This window comes from Chromobacterium alkanivorans, assembly GCF_016937655.1.
Lineage (GTDB): Bacteria > Pseudomonadota > Gammaproteobacteria > Burkholderiales > Chromobacteriaceae > Chromobacterium > Chromobacterium alkanivorans.
Window position 1 is genome coordinate 88,300 of record NZ_JAFHKL010000013.1, and the last position, 20,666, is coordinate 108,965.

The 20,666-nt window shown below is 61.3% G+C and carries 14 protein-coding genes; 10 read left to right on the top strand and 4 right to left on the bottom strand.

Going from position 1 to position 20,666, the window contains the following annotated elements:
• Positions 1-75 precede the first annotated feature (75 nt).
• From JW897_RS20160 to JW897_RS20170, 3 genes are all read left to right on the top strand, one after another.
• Positions 76-1,131, top strand: a complete 1,056-nt coding sequence (locus tag JW897_RS20160; RefSeq protein ID WP_205467401.1) for a type VI immunity family protein — start codon at positions 76-78, stop codon at positions 1,129-1,131.
• 202 nt (positions 1,132-1,333) lie between these two features.
• The gene (locus tag JW897_RS20165; protein ID WP_205467402.1) at positions 1,334-3,775 is read left to right on the top strand and encodes a type VI immunity family protein; all 2,442 of its coding nucleotides are present in this window, start codon (positions 1,334-1,336) and stop codon (positions 3,773-3,775) included.
• A gap of 141 nt (positions 3,776-3,916) precedes the next feature.
• Positions 3,917-4,393 carry a hypothetical protein gene (locus JW897_RS20170; RefSeq protein ID WP_205467403.1) on the top strand — a complete coding sequence of 159 codons (477 nt, stop codon included), beginning with the start codon at positions 3,917-3,919 and terminating at the stop codon, positions 4,391-4,393.
• 86 nt (positions 4,394-4,479) lie between these two features.
• Here JW897_RS20170 and JW897_RS20175 read toward each other — a convergent pair whose 3' ends face one another.
• A complete protein-coding gene (locus tag JW897_RS20175; RefSeq protein WP_048415165.1) occupies positions 4,480-4,809 on the bottom strand; it encodes a hypothetical protein in 330 nt (109 codons plus the stop codon).
• Between the two features lie 1,223 nt (positions 4,810-6,032).
• Between JW897_RS20175 and JW897_RS20180 the strand changes: the two genes are divergently transcribed.
• The 5 genes from JW897_RS20180 to JW897_RS20200 all read left to right on the top strand — a co-directional run bounded on the left by JW897_RS20180 (position 6,033) and on the right by JW897_RS20200 (position 9,596).
• Entirely contained in the window at positions 6,033-7,058 is a 1,026-nt protein-coding gene (locus JW897_RS20180) for a lysophospholipid acyltransferase family protein (protein ID WP_205467404.1), read from the top strand.
• Positions 7,045-7,293, top strand: a complete 249-nt coding sequence (locus JW897_RS20185) for an acyl carrier protein (RefSeq protein WP_043639763.1) — start codon at positions 7,045-7,047, stop codon at positions 7,291-7,293. Before JW897_RS20180 ends, JW897_RS20185 begins: the two co-directional genes overlap by 14 nt.
• A gap of 61 nt (positions 7,294-7,354) precedes the next feature.
• On the top strand, positions 7,355-8,149 hold the full coding sequence (locus JW897_RS20190) for a CPBP family intramembrane glutamic endopeptidase (RefSeq protein WP_205467405.1): 795 nt from the start codon (positions 7,355-7,357) through the stop codon (positions 8,147-8,149).
• An 80-nt stretch (positions 8,150-8,229) separates the two neighbouring features.
• Positions 8,230-8,916, top strand: coding sequence for a S49 family peptidase (locus tag JW897_RS20195; protein WP_205467406.1), 687 nt, complete (start codon positions 8,230-8,232; stop codon positions 8,914-8,916).
• On the top strand, positions 8,901-9,596 hold the full coding sequence (locus JW897_RS20200) for a hypothetical protein (RefSeq protein WP_205467407.1): 696 nt from the start codon (positions 8,901-8,903) through the stop codon (positions 9,594-9,596). Before JW897_RS20195 ends, JW897_RS20200 begins: the two co-directional genes overlap by 16 nt.
• Before the next feature lie 119 nt (positions 9,597-9,715).
• Here the strand turns inward: JW897_RS20200 and JW897_RS20205 are convergent, their stop codons facing one another.
• Positions 9,716-10,873, bottom strand: a complete 1,158-nt coding sequence (locus JW897_RS20205; RefSeq protein WP_205467408.1) for a histidine decarboxylase — start codon at positions 10,871-10,873, stop codon at positions 9,716-9,718.
• Positions 10,874-11,325: 452 nt separating this feature from the next.
• Complete coding sequence (locus JW897_RS20210; RefSeq protein ID WP_205467409.1) at positions 11,326-11,598, bottom strand: phosphopantetheine-binding protein; 273 nt, start codon at positions 11,596-11,598, stop codon at positions 11,326-11,328.
• Between the two features lie 124 nt (positions 11,599-11,722).
• On the opposite strand from JW897_RS20210, the gene JW897_RS20215 reads away from it, so the two are divergent.
• Positions 11,723-16,111 (top strand): amino acid adenylation domain-containing protein, encoded by a 4,389-nt coding sequence (locus JW897_RS20215; protein ID WP_205467410.1) that lies wholly within the window; start codon positions 11,723-11,725, stop codon positions 16,109-16,111.
• 74 nt (positions 16,112-16,185) lie between these two features.
• Complete coding sequence (gene basC / locus JW897_RS20220; RefSeq protein ID WP_240352310.1) at positions 16,186-17,502, top strand: putative histamine N-monooxygenase; 1,317 nt, start codon at positions 16,186-16,188, stop codon at positions 17,500-17,502.
• Between the two features lie 971 nt (positions 17,503-18,473).
• Here the strand turns inward: basC and JW897_RS20225 are convergent.
• On the bottom strand, positions 18,474-20,624 hold the full coding sequence (locus JW897_RS20225) for a condensation domain-containing protein (RefSeq protein ID WP_205467412.1): 2,151 nt from the start codon (positions 20,622-20,624) through the stop codon (positions 18,474-18,476).
• Between the last annotated feature and the right edge of the window lie 42 nt (positions 20,625-20,666).

Genomic DNA, 20,666 nt, shown 5'->3' on the forward strand with positions numbered 1-20,666 from the left:
CATTGATGAGGAGCGCTTAAGCATCCGCAGGGATGCAGCCCTATGCGTGTGATGGGATGAGTTAGGGGTTGAGCAATGGAGCAAGTAGAAACTCCACGGCAATTGCAGCGATTACAACAGTATCAAGATGAGCTTGTTTGGACCCTTGGTACGGATGATGCCGTTGTTGTGCGCCCAGGATTGATTGCCACGTTTTTCTTTGTGGGTGGTAGCATAATTGCGGTGCGTGAAAAAATAGTGGAGTGTTTTGATTATTTCTATGACCGGTTTGGTTTCCATCTAAAAGGAAAACAAATTGGTTCCGGCAACTATACCAAGATGGCCAAAAATGGTTATGCCGCCAATAGGAATACCGCTCTTGCCAATGTTGACCCGCATAATGCGCTGGAGTGGACGTTAAGCTCAGAGCCCACTCAGGAGAGAGCTCCCTCCTATGCCATGCAGTGCCTGACACGACGAGAACTACACGAAACGTGGGGGCATAAATCCTATTTGAAGTTCACTCTGCCGCATACCTTATTGTTTGAAAAAAACGGCATCGCTATTTATCAGAATTTAGTTCAGTTTGTTTGTAATGCTCTCTCCCCCGTTCATGGCTATGGCGGCCTATCGCCAGTCCTACCTTATGATTTTGACCGCTACTTGCCCAATGAGTATGAACTGGCGCAGCGTTTTATTGGACTGGATGTGGACAGCATGTCGTTTTCTGCCGGTGCGCACGAGTTGCAAAACCATATCAAAGGCGCTAACTGGCTCACCATTTTGGGGAGTCAGTTCATACAGCAATTGGGTGGTGAGGCATCACTCCGCGCTCAGCTTGCAAGCTGGCCGAATATCGTTCTGAGTGCTTACCCGGGGGGCTTGATTATCCAAGCCGGAGAGTACCCTGACCTTGGCGCACCGGAAGACGGCGCGCCCATTTCCTACGTGGCAGTGAACCATGTAGTGAAACCAATTCGCACCACGGAGCTAGGCTCCCTGCATTACCACCTATCTCAACAGAATGGGTTCGACAAGTCCGAAACCGTGAGCTGGTATGCGCGCTTCGACGGTATCCCGTTGCCGGAGGCGGAACCGCTACCAATACAATCAGAACATGGAGGTCGGTGCGAGGTAGGTACCTTGCCCTGAGAGCGGACATTGGTGGACTCCCGCTATGGAGAACTCGCGGCATTATTTCACCCAAGGTGAACTGATGCCTGATTTCTCGCGCTCAACGTATGGCACACGATCTGGTATCTAGAACCGGTCTCCGGAGCAAGGTGATCTGTACTGGGGGCAAGGCTAGTGAGGGCTGTGGGTTATAGCGAGTCCAATCATTGGAGATTGAATTGTGAAAAATTTCCGTATAGAGACCGTGGCGCAGCTACAAGCCCAGCTTAAGCAGCTATTGAGTCTGGACGATGACAGCTTTACTGCGAATGGAACGCAGACTGTTTGTTTTGTGTACATGCCCGCAAAGAAATTATTGGGGTGTTTCAAGGACTGGCAAGGTCAAGCGGGGTGGAAGAAACTAGGTAGGGAATGGGCCTGCTCTAATGAAGAGCGCAATGTAAGTTTTTTTGTCAGAGCGATTGCGCCTTCCACGGCATTACTTATCTCCACCGTTAATACACTGCATAACCAATATCTAATACGATGTGGTGGCGGTGTAGTGGACGAAAATGTAAATGAGCAGCAATTAAGGTATCTGAACGCCTATGGCCGTATTCTCAATCAGGCGGATTATATTGATGGCGTAAGCCCGGAAGGCGAGGTGCGGGCTAAACTTGGGTTGATTTGCACCGTGTATTTCCGCAATGGCGGGCAGCGGGATGTCGGTTACAAAGTCTTGGGCTGTTTCGACCGTTTTGTCGAGCAGTTTGGCGAGCATCTGCAAGGACAGTTTCATAGCCTAAGTGGTCGCAGTTTTACCAGCCTCCGCAAAGACAGCATCGTGAAGGCCAAGGAGAAGCTCCGCGGACTGGTGGATGAGGGAGCTATGTTTTCCTGGATTCTGCAAAGTGAAAAAACAGCTGAGGTAGCTGCAAGCTATTCGATTTCAGCGTTGACGTCCAATGCGGAAAGTGACCCCTATGGTGCGATGTCTTGCGTCAAGATCATATTGCCCTGGCAACTGCTGGCGGATGAGGACGGGGAACAGCGGTTCAAGGACTGGGTGTGTTATTTGTGTGAAACCCTAGATGTGGACCATGGCTATGCAGGTCTGGCCTGCAATCTGCCCTATGACCATCATCAATTCCAGCCTTACGAATTCCAGATGGCACAACGCTATAGCGGACTGATGGTCGATTCGTTTGCGCTGATTGATGGGGATAACCTTTCCGAGCATATCAAAGGCGTCAACTGGCTGACACTGCTGGGACCTCGTTATATCGAGAAGCTAGGCGGCATGGCCGCGCTCAAGCAGCAGCTGCAGTTGCCCGATGTCAGCGTGCAGGAAACCGATAACGGCAGATTGATGATTCAGGCAGGCGTGTTGCCGGATGTCGGCGTTCAGGAATACGGCCATCCGCCGGCCTATGTGGCGGTGAACCGGGTGCTCAAATCGATCCGTGTGCCAAATCCCGATCAATTGCATACCTGCATGGACGATGCGGAGGGCTTCACCCAGGCCAATACCTTGGCATGGTATGCGCGGTTTGACGATGTGACGCAGGCGGCAAGCTTGCCCCTTTTCGCGCCGGCCGGTGAGTTGTGGCGCAAAGCTGGGCAGGCCAGCCCGATTCCATCAGACCAAATGATGAGAGATGCCCAAGCACCCTCGCACAAGCAAGCCTATGAGCGTATTGCCAAGCAAGTGGACTTCATCGAAGGGGTAACCCCTGAAGGCCAGGAGCTGGTCCGGCTGGGGCTGATCTGCACCGTGTACTTCCGCCATGGCGGGCAGCGGGACATAGGTTACAAGGTGTTAGGTTGCTTTGACCGTTTTGTCGAGCAGTTTGGCCCGTACCTAAAAGGGCAGTTTCATGACTTTAGCGGAAGAGGGTTCACCTCTCTGCGCAAAGCCAGTATCACGAAAGCCAAAGAAAAACTGTCCGGATTAGTAGACGATGGGGCCATGTTTTTCTGGATTCTGCAAAGCGAAAAAAATGGTGAGTTGCCCGCTGAGTACGCCATCAAGGCGATGACCTGCAATATTGATCATGACTCCGAGTGGTTGTCCTATCTGAAAATCACATTGCCATGGCAGTTGCTGGAAGAGCCGGATGGCGAGCAACAGTTCAAGGACTGGGTGCGTTATCTGTGCGAAACCTTGGATGTGGACCATGGCTATGCGGGTCTGGCTTGCAATCTGCCTTATGACCGACATCAGTATCAGCCCTATGAATTCCAGATGGCACAACGATACAGTGGTCTGATGGTAGATTCTGGGCCCCACATGGATTTAGCTGAATTGGAAGATGGCATCAAAGGCGTCAACTGGCTGACGCTGCTGGGTCCCCGCTATATCGAGAAGCTAGGCGGCATGGCCGCGCTCAAGCAGCAGCTTCAGTTGCCCGATGTCAGCGTGCAGGAAACCGACAACGGCAGACTGATGGTTCAGGCAGGCGTGTTGCCGGATGTCGGCGTTCAGGAATACGGCCATCCGCCGGCCTATGTGGCGGTGAACCGGGTGCTCAAATCGATCCGCGTGCCAAATCCCGATCAGTTGCATAGCGGCATGGACGATGCGGAGGGCTTCACCAAGGCCAATACCTTGGCGTGGTATGCGCGTTTTGACGATGCGACGCCGGCGGCAAGCGTGCCGCCGCAGGTGCCGGCCGGTGCTTGAGCTGCGAAGCCGGGCTTCCCTAGATCCTGTTATGGCCGCACGATCTGGTCTCAGCAGCGCGAGTAGCGGTGGTTATTAGGCTTATGTTGTAGGCGAGCGCAGGCTTGCCGGTGTTAATGCGAAAAATACGAAAGACAGTCAATGAATGCACGAGTGGATTTGAATCATCAGAATGCAAGCTGGGTGTCAAAAGTGGCTATTGATGACCCGGTTCGTTTGCTGGCGAGGATGCGGAGCGCTGGCTTGCCCTTGCAGGATGGCGGTGCCGGTGAGGTGGAGGGCGAGTCCGACAGCAGCAAGATCACGGCCTTGGTGGCGGTCGGCGCGGACCGATTGGCGGCGATTGTCGCGTCGCCAAGCGGCTTGGTGTACCGGTTGGAGCCGGAGGTGATTGAGCAGGATTGGTGGTCGTTTGCCGCCCGGTATTACTACGTCGTGACGGGCAATCTGGCGGATCGGCAATTGTTGGCCGAGCATGCCGGCGTTGAGATTGGCCTGGTCAAGGGTAAAACGATTTCGCGGAAGAAGGCGGCGGAGCTTTCCGGACTTTCTCTGGACCAGTTGTTGGATCAGGCGTGCCCGGAACTGGCGCAGCGGCAAGAGTCTTTGTTTGATTGACCGCTTCTTAGCGGCATTAGCTTTGGTTTTTGCTGTAACAGGATAGTGAGCCACGCCGCAGCCTCCCCGCTGCGGCGTTGTCACGTCTACATCACATCGGATATCTGAATGAAGCCGGCGTGCAGTTCCTGGCGGATGGGTTCCAGCAGGGCCGCCATTTGCTCGCAGTTGATTTGCTGGTTCTCCTGGCAGTTCAGCAGCAGGGACATCATGGCGTGCAGGCTTTGGTTGGCGGTGTGGAGGTGGACCATGCCGCGGGTCAGGTTCTCGTCGGCCTGGAGGTAGCACTCCTCCAGGGCTTTAACCAGGGCGTAGGCGTCGTCTTGGCCGGCGGTGGCGATGCGCAGCTGCTTGATCTGCTGGTACATCTGTTGCAGCAGCCATGTTTTTTGGGTTTTGGCGACGGCGGCGCTCATGGCTGGCGCTCCATCGTGGCGGGTTGGGGAAAACTAGGGGTTTGCCGGCAGAAACTCAATATATTCATTATGGCCTCCACAAACATTTGCTTAAGGAAGCCTGCACGGCACGCACGGAAGGCGTGGGCAGGCTCATGACAAAGTGGGAGGACCGGAACGTTCCACGGCAGCCCAAGGGGCTCAGTGCCATGAGCCCACCCGGTGGTGGCAGACGCATGAGCACATAGCAAGTCGCAGCCAAGCGAATTGCTAAGAAACGTTCAGAACGGGCCTCCCAGCCCATGGCTGCGTTATTTGGCGCAGCGCATGGGCAGAGTAAGGGGGGAAGACAGGGGCGTCAAGGCTAGGGCATGCGGATTGAGGAGAGTAAAGCGGCGGTGTCCGCGTTTTCTGCATGGATGGATAAGCTCGGCTTTTGCCATGTTGCATTTTCCCACCATTATTTTTTTACGGGGGCTCTTGCGATTAAGCCATGCAGGTGAGGGAACGGGGGCGTGATCATGGCAATAGGCTTGCGGTAGAAACTTAGATGATGTTGGTATGTTTTGGGGCGGTCAGATTAAGTTGGCAAGGCATTTCCGTAAAGCGTGGCGTGCTTTAGTTCTATTATGCAATAGCTTTTCTTGCTGAGTTGAATTTTTTATTTTGCATGCTATTGGTATTTTTGGTTTGTGTTGGAATTATAAAATTTTATTCAGAGATAAATCATTCTAATGATGTGGCTGATTTTATTTCGGGCTTCTGGGGGTGGGGGGCTTCGAAGGACATATTGAATTGACACTTGGGAAAATGCGGGAGCAGAGTGCTGATTGCCTGCGCTGCTAGCAGGCTTGTTGATTTCAACGCTATTTTATTTGGAGAGCACTCATGCCATTAAGCAAACCAGCCACCCCGGTTAAACCTCCGGTTGTGAAGGTGTTGATTGGCGGGAAAGTCGTTCTGGTGTCCAAGTCCGCCGTCACTCCGGTTCAGTCTTCCGCCACATGCTTGATTATTGCCAACTAATTATGAGGTAAATAAAGTGAGCCCTGCTGATAAGCGTTTGCTTACGATCTACTGTGTGTCGGCGATACAGTATTGAAAACCTCTTTGAAATGCTTATGTGCCGTATATACACGCCGCTTTCTCAGTTGTTTTCTTTTTGTCTTGCCTTGGCTCGAGTGGTCGTAAACAGGCGCTAAGGGCTCACTTTATCTGGCATTTTTTGGCTTTGGAGGAGGGTAATGGAGAATCTAAACACTATATCGTCTACGTCGACAGCTTATGCCATGCCTGTTGGCGTAAAGTTCTCAGATTTGATGGACCTCATACCTCGTTGGGCCTGGTTTGGTGGTAAGTGGCCTTATCCGCTGCAAATGATGCTGGCTGTTTTGGTTGGGAGCGGATGGACGTTAAAGGCTTTAACGAGTACGGCTAAAGCGAGTCTGACGCTGTCTGCCATTTCCCATGTGATGAGCGTGTCGTATTTTCGGAGCTGGCAGGTCTATTGGAAAATACAGATCAATCACGCTAGGAACACCCTGACCTTTTCCACCCTTTGCCGGCTGCCTGGAGATCAATTATTGCGCTGGGGTCGAAAACATACGCATGTAGATATCCAGGCGCCAAAGGGCACGCTTCCGGAAAAGCCGGTTGTTTATCTGCTGGTTTCATTCGCGTTGCACTATTTTGGCATGCTGTTGCCCGTGCAGCAGCAATATGCCAATGCCAGGAAAATTGCCGTGGTGCAGCCACGCCGCGCTTTGGAGCCTTTGCAGAAGATTGGCTTTTATCCATTTTTATCCGCCATGACCGGGCAGAAAATTGAAGGGATTGCCGCTGACCAGCCATTGGTGGCAAGGCAGATTGCCAGGGCGGTGCGTCAAGGTTATTCCGTGGCGATGAGAGTGGACAGCATGCCAACGGAAACCGTGCGCATGGTGGGGTCTCGGCTCTGCGGCAAAGCCGCGATGTTTCCATTGAGCATTCTGGAGTTGGCCAAGAGGCTGGAGGTGGATCTGGTTGTGCTCAGCGTGGTGAGAGAGGGGGGCGTGTTTCGTACCGCCAGCCATTTGCGTCTTTCCGTGCCGAGCCAGTCTTCAGGGGAGGAACTGGCTGAGCTGGCCTGCCGCATAGATGGTGCGATAGGCGCATTGATTGCTCGTTATCCCGAGCAATACACCGCTTGGCACGCGGTAGCGGAACGTTGGCGCTTGGCGCAGGAGATAGAGCAGGCTCTTTCTGATGGAGGCGAATATGGAACTGCGTGAAAAAGTGGCGGCCATTCTGGCAGAGGCGGCGGATTTACCGGTGGAGGCGATTCTTGAAGCCGCGGATGTGGAGACCTTGGGGCTGGATTCCCTGTCGCTGTCCGACGTGCTGTTTGAGTTGGAAAAAGCGTTTCAGGTCGAGATTTCCGATGAGGAAGCTGGTCAATTGCACACTTTGCTGGATTTTGAGGCGCTATTGCAGCGCAAGCTTGCGGAAAGCGCGACAGCGGGGTGAGCCAGGGGCATTCATGCCCGTTTCATGACCAAGCCAGGCTTAATCTTGAGGAAAGCTTGATATGAGCATGCCGTTGCTACGTAGCCGCGAGAGAACTGGGCTGTTTGGTCTGATAGCCGCGCTGGCATGGGCACAGTTGAGCAGCGGGGCGGCGTTATGGGGCCCTGCGCTGCTGGCTGTCTTGTGTGTCTGGCGTTCATGGTCTCATGCCCAACCCTTGGCGCGCATGGTCATGCTGCTGGTGTCGGTTTGCTTGCTCAATCGCGTGTTGCTGCCGGGGTGGCAAATCTGGCCGCTGATCATGCTGTTGCCTATCTTGGCCACGTCCCTGGTGTTTTGGCGCCGGGACCGGCCGCGTCTGCTGGAAGTCATGCGCATGGGGCGCGTGAGGGCGCGTCATGTCGCTTTGGGTGTGCTGGTGGGCTTGATCAGTAGCGGCGTTTTGCTGCTGTGGATGCGTTGGTTCGCTCCGGATTTGCGGGTGCAGGCAGGTTTGATGCCGGCTTGGCCGGCTACGGCCTTGCTGGCGGTCATTCTGGGGTTTGCGTTGCTGAACAGCTGGATGGAAGAAGTCATGTATCGCGGCATGGTGCAAGGCAGTTTGATTGAAGCCGGTTTGTCCTTGCCTATCGTTCTGACGGTTCAGGCGATGGCTTTCTCTGCCGCGCATTACGCCGGAGGCGTGCCGAATGGCTTGGTAGGCGTTGGCTTGACCTTGTGGTACGGCCTGGCCTTGGGAGGGCTTAGAGCCTGGAGCGGGGGATTGGCTGCCGCCTTTATCGCTCATGTAACAACGGATGTGTGCATTGGTACCGTACTGGCGTTTCCGATGGTTCGGATGGAGATCATGCCGTGATATGGCCGCGTCGACCGTCTTGTATTTATGTTTTCTCCATTGCCGGGCCTATCACCGAGGCTTGCGCTCTGGAGTTTGCCATGCGGCTACGCGAACTGCCGGCACGAAAGCCGGCGGCTTGCGCGGTATTGCTGCGCGTCTCTTCCAATGGAGGCGCAGCCGGCAGCGCGGAAGCCATCATCGAAGCGGTCAAGCTATGCCGCGAGGAATTGGGGTTGCCTATTGTCTCCCTGGTGCTGGAGACGGCCTTGTCGGCAGGCTTGTTGATCGCTCTGGCGGCGGACCGGGTCGTGGTCACGCCCAGCGCCACCTTGGGCGGTGCGGGGGCGATTGTGCGCTTGTTGTCCCCGTCGGCATTGTTGTCGAAGATTGGCTTGCGCTACACCGCTTATGCCAGCAATGCCTTGAAAGATATGTTCAGCCATTGTTCCGATCTGGCGCCTGAGGCCGAGCAGGCGCTGCATGAGCTGGTGCAGAAAAACGGGCGGCAGTTCATGGCGACCATCTTGCAGTGCAGGCCGGGCTTGAGTCCAGAGGGGCTAGAGCGTGTGGCTACCGGACAGGTGCTCAATGGCTCGGAGGCCGCCGTTTTGGGGCTGGCGGATGTGGTGGGCGGGTTTTATTCAGCGGTGGCGGAATGCGGACGTTTGGCGGGACATGGCGCGCCTTTGCTGCGTTTTGTGGATCATGCTGCTGTTGCGCCATCTGTTCCTTTGGCGTCTTTCCATGGTTTGCTGCGGATGGGAAAACGGTGGCTCAGTCCCTGAAGTGTTTTTGCCGGTGGGTATGTCTGGCGGTGGTTGGCCTGGGCTTGTCGCCCGCCGTCCAGGCCCAGCATGTCTACGAGTTGGACTATCGGCGTATTGCCGACGGGGTGAATCTCAAATACCTGTTCCAGGTCAATCCGCAAACCTATCCGGCCCTGGCGTTTCGTCTGCGTTTGTCTACATTGGAGCGCGCTTTGTCCTTGGAGGGCAGTACGCTGGAAATTCTGGCGGCGGCCGCGCCCATCAGCATGCGTTTGGACCGTTTCGGCTCGGCAGCCGTACCTATCAGCGCGGCTTTGTATGATGAGAATCCCCCTGTGCGGATCACGGTGCCGGCCAAGGTGAGCTTGCAGCTTGGGGTGGAGGTGCGCCTTAAGCGGCACGATGTCGACGGGGTGGCGGTGGCGCAGTTGGAACAGGGGCGACGGCAGTATCAGGCGGCGATGCGCGAGGCCGGCTGGTGGGTGGCGCGGCTGGCTCCACGCTTGCAGCGGGTGGTGATTCGCATGCCGGCTGGTCCGGTGGCTGCTTGCAAGCTGGAGCCGGCCGCCACGGAAGCCAGCTGCGTCAGCGACGCAAAGGGGGAATGCCGGTTGCGGCTGGCTGATCTTTCCTCATCGCCCGCTGGCCGCGTGGGGTGTTTGCAGGGGGTGGAGGCGGTGTTGCTGGAGGCGGAGTAAGCACTTGTTCAAAGCCTGCCTCGCGTCGGCGATACGGCGGAGGCGTTACAGCAGAAAGCCGCCCTTTCCGGGCGGCTTTTTACGTGGTATTGCCACAAGCTGGCAGAGCTAAACCGGCTTTAAGCTGCGTTCATGGCGGCGTTGGTTGAGACAGCTCCCAAGTCCCGGATGATGTCGTCAATCAGGCGGTCCAGCCGCTGGCTGTCGTGGTGGTGGGGCGTGGTGATCAGGTGGGCCGCGCCGCCGGACCTGGCCAGGCCGTGTTTGTCGCACACCGGTTCAGACGGGCTGGGGAACACCACGGTGATGGAGTTCTTGCAGCGCCAGGCCTGAATGCCGGCGGCCTGAAGGCGGTCTATCGCGTATTGGGCCATGTCCAGGCAGTGGCGCACTTTGCGGCGCCATTCCGCCAGCGGCCGGCTCTTGATGGCGGCCCACAACATCATGGGGGTGTGGCCGTTGCGGGAGCCGCTGATGGTTTGGTCTTTAGCGGAGATGTAGTCGATTTCCACGGAGATGCGCGACACATTGCTGCGTTTGGCCAGCACGATGCCGCATGGCATGGGCGAACCTATCATCTTGTGGCCGGACACGCTGATGGAGTCGATGCCGTCGGCGAAGGAGTAGGGCTGCGGGGCGTCGACAAAGGGCAGGATCATGCCGCTGAGCGCGGCGTCGGCGTGCAGGTAGTAGTCCTGCCGCGGGATGCCGGCCTCAGCCAGTTTTTGCTGGATGACGCCGATGTCGTCCACCGCGCCTTTCATGGTGGTGCCCACGTTGACGAAGACGATGGGGTGGCGTTCCTGGTCTTGTCGGATTTTGGCCACCAGGTCGTCGTAGTCGATTTCGCCGCTGGGCAGGGAGTCCACCGCGCGGGATTTGATGCGCAGCAGCTTGATGATCTTGGCCACGGAGTAGTGGCTGTCCTTGGAGTAGTACAGGGTGGCGTCCGGGAACAGTTCGCGGGCGAGGTAGCAGCCGAACATATTGCCTTCGGTGCCGCCATTGGTCACGTAGCCCCAGCTTTCGTCAAAGGGGATGTGGAACAGTTCGGCGAAGAAGTGCATGACTTCGCGTTCGAAGTCGAAGGAGTTCAGCAGGTAGTTGCTGCTTTCGTTCCAGTCGCCGCAGTTGTTGATGGAGAAGCGCAGGAAGCGGTGCAAGGGGGTGTAGTCGAAGTCGGCTGACTCTGGGTAAGCAAGATTGAAATATTGGTGCTGCAAGCAGTACTGCCAAAAAGATTCGATACGGTTTTGGTCTAGAGAAGACAGCGACATGGGGGAGCTCCGTGGTTTCTCAGAACCTGCTCACGATCCGCTGCGCGTCGACGGGATAGTTTAGACAGGGCGTTGAGAACGCCTTCGAAATGCTCATGCACCCTGTGTGCACTCCGCTTTCTCAGCTGTTCTCGCCTTGTCTCACCTTGTCTTGTCCTGGCTCGCAAGATCGTGAATGGGTCCTCGGTGGGTGGGTATTGCTGGTGTTTTTCCTTGTTGGCTGGGCGTGGGTTGGCGCCCGGTTTTGTCTGTTTTAGGGGTTCTGTTAGTGGTTTAGAGCGTGTTTACGATCTCGCGAGCAAGAGCGAGACAAGGCGAAAATGGCTGAGGAAGCGGAATGTACTAGTGGTACATGAGCATTTCGAAGCCGTTTTCAACGCGGTATCGCCGCAGCGCAGCAGGTCGTAAACAGGTTCTAAGGGCCGGTTCTGCGTGCCGGCCGCAGCCACTCTTCAAGCGCTCGCTTGCCGGGCGTCCAGCAGCGCTTCCCAGTCCGCCAGGGTGGGGGAGCGGCTCAGTTCTTCCGTGCGCACGGGGATGCCGCGGGCGTTGAGTTCCGCGGCCAGCGTCATCAGGCGCAGGGAATCCAGGCCGTAATACATCAGGTTTTCCGTGGGGTTCAGCGCCCCGTCTTCCGCTATCAGTTGCCGCAGCCGGCTGTGCAGCCATTGGTGCGTGCTGGCGGCTTGCGGCGGGGTGGTGCTGATTGCTTTTTCATTCGTCATGACGATTTCACCTGGATCATTGCATCACGCTAAAAATGTAAATTATAATCATTCGCATTTAGAGATGCCATATGGAGATGGAAGAAATGCAAGAAATCCATTTGTCAATTTTCATGGGTGCGAAATGAGAGAGCTGACTTCAATGCAGGCGGCCTGCTGGATGGGCCGGGGCGATCATTCCGATCTGGGTGGCGTCTCTGCGCATTTGTATGCGGAGTTCGACGGCCAAGCCGTTGATCTGCCGCGCCTGGTGGCCGCGCTGGCCAGGCTGGGCCGCGAGCATGGAATGCTGCGCGCCTGCGTGACGGCGGACGGCATGCAGGCGCTGGCGGCGGCGGAGAAGGCGCCCCATTTGGAGGTGGAGGATTTCACCGCCTTGGAGGGCGAGGCGCTGGCGCAGCGGCTGGAAGCCAAGCGTCAGCAGTGGACACATCAGCGGCTTGACCTGGCGACCGGTCAAGCCGTTCGTTTTTCCATCAGCTTGTTTGGCGCGGGCGACAGCCGGCTGCATGTGGACGCGGACATGATCGCGGTGGACCCGTCCAGCTTCCGCGTGCTGATGGAGGATTTGGCGCTGTTTTACGAAGCCCCGGACGCGGAGACGCCGCCCACGCCGTCCTTCTTTGAGTGGTGCGACCGGGCGCGGGACGAACCCTGGCTCAAGGCGGCCCGGGAGCGGGACCGCGACTGGTGGCGCGAGCAATTGCCCAATATCGCGCCGGCGCCGTCCTTGCCGCGGCGGGAGGGGCCGGCGGGCGCGGCGTCCAGCCAGCGCCTGTGCGCCTGGCTGGCGCCGGAGCAGCGCCAGGCTTTGCGGCGGCTGGCCAAGGCGCAGCGGCTGACGCTGTCCGGCCTGATGCTGGGCGTGTTCGCCCAGGCCTTGGGCGCGGCCACCGGAGACCGGCGCTTCCGGCTGAATGTGCCGGTGTTCTGGCGGCCGCCGCTGATGGAGGGCGCGGAGCGCATCATCGGGGAGTTCGCCAACCTTGTGTTGCTGGATGTGGATTTGGACGCGGCGCCGACTTTGGGCGCGCTGTGCCGAAACCTGGCCGCGCAGTTGCTGGAGCGCGCCGGCCATTGCGCTTATCCGGGCGTCAATCTGATGCGGGATCTGTCCCGCCATCACCGCTCGCCGCAGATCGCGCCGGTGGTGTTCACCGCGGCGCTGGACATGCCGGGCGGCGAGCTGTTCTCTGAGCGGGTACGGCGCGTTTTCGGCGCGATGAACTGGGTGATTTCGCAGGGGCCGCAGGTGGCCTTGGACGCGCAGATCGTCAGCGCGGACGGCGGGGTGTTGATCAATTGGGACATCCGCCTGGACGCCTTGCCGCAAGACTGGGTCACGCAGCTATTCAACGATTTCGTGGCGCTGGCCACCGCCGTGGCGGCGGACCCGGCCGCGCTGGAGCGCCCGTTGGCGCAGCCGGAGGCGGAAACGCCGTTGTCGGTGTTGCAGCAGGCTTATCTGCTGGGCCGCACCGCGCAGCTGCCGCTGGGCGGGGTGGCGATGCAGGAGTTCCGCGAATACCACGGGACGATGGACCCGGCGCTGCTGCGCGGCCGGCTGGGCGAGATGGTGCGGCGTCACGATTGCCTGCGCACGGTGATAGACGACACGCGCCTGCGGCAGCGGGTCCGCGCGCAGCCGCGGGTGAATCTGCGCGAGGTGGATTTGCGCGCCTTGTCGCCGGCGGCGGCTCAGGAGCGGGTGGCGGCGGCGCGAGAGGATTACGCCCACGCGCTGTTTGATCTGGAGCACTCACCGTGGGAGCTGACGCTGTTCCTGCTGCCGGACGACAGCTTGACGGTGTTCGCGCGTTTCGACGCTTTGATCGTTGACGGGCGCTCCATCGCCGCGCTGATGCTGGAGCTGTTCCAGGGCGTGGCGGAGCCGAGCAGGCCGGCCGCCGCGCCGGCGGTCGAGGCGTCCGCTGAAGCGCGCAAGGCGGACGCGCTGTATTGGAAAAACAAGCTGGCCGATTGCGGCGGCGCGCCGCGGCTGCCTTGGCGCAAGCCCTTGGATCAATTGGGCGTGGCGCGCTATGAGCGGCAAAGCCTGACGGTGAGCGCGGAGCGTTTCGAGCGGCTGAGCAAGCTGGGCAACGGCCAACGCTTTTTCAAGAACACCACGGTGATGGCGCTGGTGTTGGAGGTGTTGTCGCACTGGCTGGACGAGGGCGGGCTGTGCGTGGCGGTGCCGGTGGCGCCGCTGCCGTCCGGCGGCTTCTCCAACCGTTCCAGCTTTATCGCGGTGGCGTGGCAGGCGGGGCTGGACAGCCTGGCGGAGCGCGGCCGCCGCTTGCAGGCGGACGTGATGGAGGGCTTGCAGCATCTGGCTTTCTCCGGCGTGGACCTGGCGCGGATGTTGTTTGAGAGCCATGGCCCCGGCCCGGCGCTGCCGGTGGTGGTGACCAATGGCCTGTCGTGGCCGGCGGCGGCGGACGGCGCGATGCGCCAGACGGGTGGGCTGACCCAGACGCCGCAGGTGGCGATGGATCTGCGCTTTTCCGCGCGGGCGGACGGCGCGCTGGTGTTTGACATCGACTACGCCCGCGACGCGCTGGAGCCGGCGCTGGTGGGCGCGGTGCTGAGCGCGCTGGAGCGGGCCATCGAGCAAGTGGTGGACAGCGGCGTGTTCGAGGCGACGGCCGGCCGGGTGCTGGATTACGGCCATTACCGGCTGAACAGCGTGGAAGCCGAGGCGCGGCGCGAGGATTTCCTCGGCCGCATCGCCGCTCAGATCTTCGACCCGGACAACGCCAGGGTGGCGCTGATCAGCGGCCAGCGGCGGATACGCTACGGCGAGCTGGGCGAGGCGGTGTCCCGGGCGATGGCGGCGCTGAAGGCGCGCGGCGTGAGCGCGGGCCAGGTGGTGGCGGTGTGCCTGCCGCGCGGCCCGGAACACGCCATCGTCACCCTGGCCTGCGCTTTCAGCGGCGTGGTGTGGGTGCCGATAGACGCGGCGTCGCCGGAGGAGCGGCTGCGTTATTTGCTGGACAACTGCCGGCCCAACCTGGTGGTGGCGACCCAGCCGCTGCCGACGGAGCATGCGCGGGCCACGCCGGAGCAACTGTTGGCCGAGGCCGCGCCGCTGGCCGCGCGCGGCGGCTGGCAGGCGCTGTCCCTGAGCGAGACGCCGGCGTATTACCTGTACACCTCGGGCACCACCGGCAAGCCCAAGTGCGTGGTGTTGTGCAACCGGGCCACGGCCAACGTCATCGGCGCCACGCTGGAACACTGGCAGGTGAGTCCGCGCGATGTGTGCATGTCGGTGACGCCGCTGCATCACGATATGTCGGTGTTCGACGTGCTGGGCAGCCTGAGCGCCGGCGCCACGCTGGTGTTGCCGGAGGCGGGCGAGGAGAAGGACGCGGTGCGCTGGAACCAGCTGGTGGACGAGCACGGCGTCACGCTGTGGTGCACGGTGCCGGCGATGCTGGAGATGTTGCTGTCTTGCCGGCGGGAAGGCGGGCTGCAAAGCCTGCGGCTGGTGGCCCAGGGCGGGGATTACATCAAGCCGTCCATCATCGCGGACTTGCGCGCCGGTTTGCCGGCGGCGTGGCTGCTGTCCTTGGGCGGGCCGACGGAAACCACGATCTGGAGCATCTGGCACGACATCGTCGCGGAGGACAGCGCCAAGGTGCCCTATGGTCGGCCGCTGCCCGGCAACCGCTATTGGTTGCTGAACGAGCGCGGCGAGCATTGCCCGGCCGGCGTGGCCGGACGTATTCACACCGCCGGCGTCAATCTGGCGCTGGGCTATCTGGAAAACGGCGAGCTGACCCAGCACGACTTCGTCACGGTGCGGGACGAGGCCGGCCGGGAGGCGCGCGCCTTCCGCACCAGCGACTGCGGTCGCTACCGGCCGGACGGGGTGATGATGTTCGACAGCCGGGTCAACGGCTACATCAAGGTGCGCGGGGTGCGGGTATCGCTGCCGGACATCGAGATGGAGCTGATCAAGCATCCGGCGCTGGCCCATGTGCTGGTGGTGGATGTGGGCGACGAGCGGCAGGGGGAGCTGGGTATAGGCGCGCTCTACGTGGCCAAGCCCGGCGCGGAGGCGAGCGCGGCGGATCTGCGCGAACACGCGCGCCGCGTCCTGCCGCAATCCCATGTGCCCACGCGCTTCTTGCAGGTGGCGCAGCTGCCCTTGTCGCAAAACGGCAAGCCGGACCGCCGCGGCGCGCGCGCCTTGTTGCAGGCGCCGGCCCATGTCCCGGCTCAGGATCGCGTGGCGCCGCCCGCGCCCGCCGTTGCCGAGGCCCCGGCCGCTGCGACGCGGCACCGGCGTCCGGTGCTGGACATTTATCTGGGCGTGCTGGGGCGTTCCTACCAGGAGCTGGCCGACGAGTTGCTGGATTTCAGCAGCATGGGCTTGCTGCCGCAGCATCTGAAAACCATCGCGGCGCGCATGCGGGAAACCTTCGCCGTGGAGCTGTCGCCGGGGCAGCTATTGCGTTGCCGCAATGTGGCGGATGTGGAGCGCTTGCTGGCCGCTGGTCAGTCCTAAACCAACTCACCCCGGGGCGGCCTCTCCGTCTCGGGGACAACCGATAGAACCTTGGGAGTTTTTCGCATATGGAAATGGCGAACGTAGATGTTGCCGGCGTCGGCATCGGGCCGTTCAATCTGGGCTTGGCGGCCTTGTTGTCGCGTCACTCGGACATCAAAGGGGTGTTTCTGGAGCGCAAGCCGGCGTTCCGTTGGCATGAGGGCTTGTTGTTGCCGGGCACCACGTTGCAAGTGCCGTTCCTGGCCGATCTGGTCACGTTGGCGGACCCGACGCATCCGCTCAGTTATCTGAATTATCTGCACCAGCATGACCGCCTTTACCAGTTCTATTACTACGACAACACCCTGGTGCCGCGCATCGAATACGACGATTACTGCCGCTGGGCCGCGCAGCAGTTGCCGGCCTGCCGCTTTGGCGAGGAGGTGCGGGACGTGGCTTACGACGCGGGCACGGGGCGTTTCGTGGTGGACAGCGAGTCGGCGTCGGGCGGGATGCGCCGCTATGCCGGCCGCGATCTGGTGGTGGGCGTCGGCACTTCGCCGTGGCTGCCGGCGTGGGCGCGCGCCAGCCGTCACCCGCGGGTGATCCATTCCGCCCAGTTCATTCCCAATCAGCAGGCTTTGTCGCAGTGCCGGCGCGTCACTGTGATCGGTTCCGGCCAGAGCGCGGCGGAGTGCGTGCTGGCGTTGTTCCGCGAGCTGAGCCCGGAGCAGGTGGCGGCCGGGGCGTCCATCCAGTGGATCACCCGCGCGCCGGGCTTCCACCCGATGGAGTTTTCCAAGCTGGGGCAGGAGTGCTTCACCCCGGCCTATATGCAGTACTTCCACAGCATCCCGCGCGAGAAGCGCCGCGAGGTGGTGGCCGGCCAGGGCCTGCTGTACAAGGGCATCAGCTTCTCCACCATCGGCGATATCTTCGACCTGCTCTACGAGCGCTCGATAGGCGGCCGCGATCCGGGCCTGAAGCTGTATTCCAATTGCGATGTGGAAGCGCTGGAGGAGCTGGGCGCGGACGGCGCGCTGCGCATGACTTGCCATCACCGGCAGCTGGGCCAGCGTTGCCAGCTGGAGACGGACGCCATCGTCGCCGCCACCGGCTACGCCCACGCCTGGCCGCAGTGGTTTGAGCGGCTGAAGGAGACGGTGCTGGAGGTGGACACGCAGGGCGATTGCATCGTGGAGGAGGATTTCACCGCGCGCCGCCGCGAGCAGGGGCCGGGCCGGGTGTTTGTGCAGAACGCGGAGATCTTCCAGCACGGGGTGGGCTCGCCGGACCTGGGCATAGGCCCGATCCGCAACGCGGCCATCATCAATCAGTTGCTGGGCCAGCCGCGTTATCGGCTGCCGCAGCGTTCGGCGTTCCAGCATTATGGGCTGCCGCAGGGGTAGGTTCTAAACAGGCTGGTGGGTATCGCCTGCGGCTTCACCCACCCTACGACGGGTTGCTCGTTGCGCTAGGGAGGGCGTAGCGATGTCCACGCGGAGGTCTGGGATAGATCGCGAACCGTTTTCAAGGTTTGTTGGTGGGTATCGCCTGCGGGCTCCACCCACCCTACGACGGGTTGCTTGTCGCGGTAGGGCGGGCGCAGCGATACCCACGCGGAGGTCTGGAGTAGATTGCGAGCCGCTGCCAAGGTCTGTTGGTGGGTATCGCCTGCGGCTTCACCCACCCTACGACGGGTTGCTTGTCGCGGTAGGGCGGGCGCAGTGATGCCCATGCGGAGGTCTGGAGTAGATTGCGAGCCGCTGCCAAGGTTTGTTGGTGGGTATCGCCTGCGGCTCCACCCACCCTACGACGGGTTGCTCGTTGCGCTAGGGAGGGCGGGGCGATGCCCACGCGGAGGTCTGGGATAGATCGCGAACCGTTTCCAAGGTTTGTTGGTGGGTATCGCCTGCGGGCTCCACCCACCCTACGACGGTTGCTTGTCGCGGTAGGGCGGGCGCAGCGATGCCCATGCGGAGGTCTGGAGTAGATTGCGAGCCGCTGCCAAGGTCTGTTGGTGGGTATCGCCTGCGGGCTCCACCCACCCTACGACGGTTGCTTGTCGCTGTAGGGTGGGTGGAGCGCAGCGATGCCCACGCGGAGGTCTGGGATAGATCGCGAACCGTTTTCAAGGTTTGTTGGTGGGTATCGCCTGCGGCTCCACCCGCCCTACGACGGGTTGCCTGTCGCTGTAGGGTGGGTGGAGCGCAGCGATACCCACGCGGATGTTCGAGTGCCTGGGGTCAAGCTTGGGTGAAGTAGATCGTCAGCAGGCCCTGAGGCTGAATGGAGTCGACGCCCCCGCTCTCGTTTGAGGGCGGGGGCGTCGGGCTTTGCGCGCCGTAGCGCCGGCGCGCGGCGGACCGTGAGCGGCGGCTTAGTCCAGCAGTTCCTCCAGCTTACGCTCGCTGGCGTCGCCCGCGCTCAAGAGCGCGAACAAGCGGTGCAGCGTGGCGCAGATGGCCTCTAGCTGGGCGGCGGAGTAGCGCTCCGCGCGGTAGGTGATCACCAGGCGCAGCGAGCCGTCGTGCGCGTCTTCCATGATCTCGAACTGCAGGCCGAACATGGATTCGCTCTTGTCCGGGTCGATCTGGCGGTAGCGGATCTCGCCGCCGTCCGGGGCCGGCAGCGCGCCGTTGAGCGCGTTGTTGGCGTGGACCTGGATGTAGACGTCGAACAGCAGGCCGTCCGCCGGCGTCATGCCCAGCGCGTTTTGCACCAGCTCCAGCGGAATGTCGGCGTAGGCCATGGAGTCGTTGATGGTCAGGGTCACGTCCTTGAGCAGGCTGCCCAGCGACTGCCGGCGGTCGAAGCGCACCCGGTGCGCCACCATGGTGGTGAAGTAGCCGACGGTGTCGAAGTAGGCCGCGTCGGTGCGGCCGGAGGACGAGGTGCCGATCACGATTTCCGGCAGATCGCCCAGCTTATGCAGGGCCAGCGCGATGGCGGTGTAGACCACGCTGAACAGCGAGGAGTCGTGACGTTTGGCGAAGGCGGTGATCGCTTCCTGCGTGCCCGGTTCGGGCTTGAACTCCAGCCATTTGGCCTTGAAGCCGGCGGCCTGGGCCGGCGCGGCGGCGGGCGCGGCCGGGTCCGGCAGGCGCAGGCCCGGCGTGGCGCCGCGCAGCAGGGTGGTCCAGTAGTGCATGTGGCGCGGGTTGACGCCCTGGTTCTGCTGTTCCAGCGCGAAGGCGTGGAAGGAGGGCGCCGGGGAGGCCCACTGCGGCGCCTTGCCGGCGGCGCGGGCGCGATAGGCCTGCGCCAGTTCTTCCATCATCACGTTCAGCGACCATTCGTCTATGGCCATGTGGTGGACCAGGAAGGACAGGGTCTGGCGGCCGGTGGCCGGGTGGCGCAGGAAGCGTATCCGCAGCGGCAGTTCGCGGCTCAGGTCGAAGCGGTGGGCGGCTTCGTCCGCCAGCGTCAGCCCCTCGCTCTCCGCGCTGCTCCAGAACCATTTGTAGCCGCCGGTTTCCGCCAGCGGCGCGATGCGCTGCAGCGCGACGCCGTCTTCTTGATGGAAGGTGGTGCGCAGGCTGGCGTGGCGTTCCAGCAAGTCCGTGAAGGCCAGGCGGAACAGGTTTTCGTCCACCGGGTCCAGGAAGTCCAGCGCGAAGGGCAGGTTGAAGATGGTGCCGAAATCGTAGGCGGCGTAGGCGCGCCACAGCGAGGCTTGCGCCAGCGCCAGCGGGGCTTGGCTTACTTCGCCGGCTGGCGCGGCCTGGCGGCGCTGTTCGCTGACGGTGGCGCGCGCGGCCAGCGCGGCGGCGCTGGGGGCTTCGAAGAAGTCGTTGAAGCGGATCTGGATGCCGTGCTTGCTTTGCAGGGTGCCGATGATGCGGGTGGCCAGCAGCGAGTGGCCGCCGAAATCGAAGAAGTTGTCGTCCGGCCGCATGTCGGGTTCGGCCAGCACGGCGCGCAGTTCGGCCAGGATGACGGCGGCGACCGCGTCCACGCCGTCTGCTGCGGGCTGGGCGGCCGCCGGCGGGCGGTGGCCGGCGTCGCCGGCCTGCAACGGCGTCAGCGCCAGCGGGCGGCGCGCGGGCTCCAGTTGCTGATAGCCCTGGGCCAGCGCGTCCGTCAAAGCCTGGAACGGCTGGGCGGGCTCCAGGATGGGGTGCAGGCTCAGCGCCAGCACCGCGCTGCGCTCGGTGTGGATGATGTGGGCCTGGAACGGCGGCTGCGTCGCAGCGTCCCAAGGCGCCGCGCGCAGCGCGAGCAGGCGCTCGGCCAGTTCGGCTTCCTTAATACGGGGGAAGGCGATGCAAGGGTGCCAGCCGTCCACATGGGATTTGCACAGATCGCCGTCGTCGCTGAACTGGTAGCGGGCGTTCAGGTCCGGCCGGGCCTGGATCAGCCGTTGCAGCGCCAGGGTCAGCAGCGCCAGGTCCGTCTGTTCGTCCAAGCGCCAGGCGTCGACATGGCGGCTCAGGCGTTCCGGGTGCTGCTGCTGCAATAGCCAGCATTGTTCTTCGTGAAGGCTCAGGGACAGGCGCTGCGACGGGATGTCGGGGTGGGGGTGCGACAAGGGTAGTCTCCTTCTGGAATTCAACGGCCAATAATCGTTGCG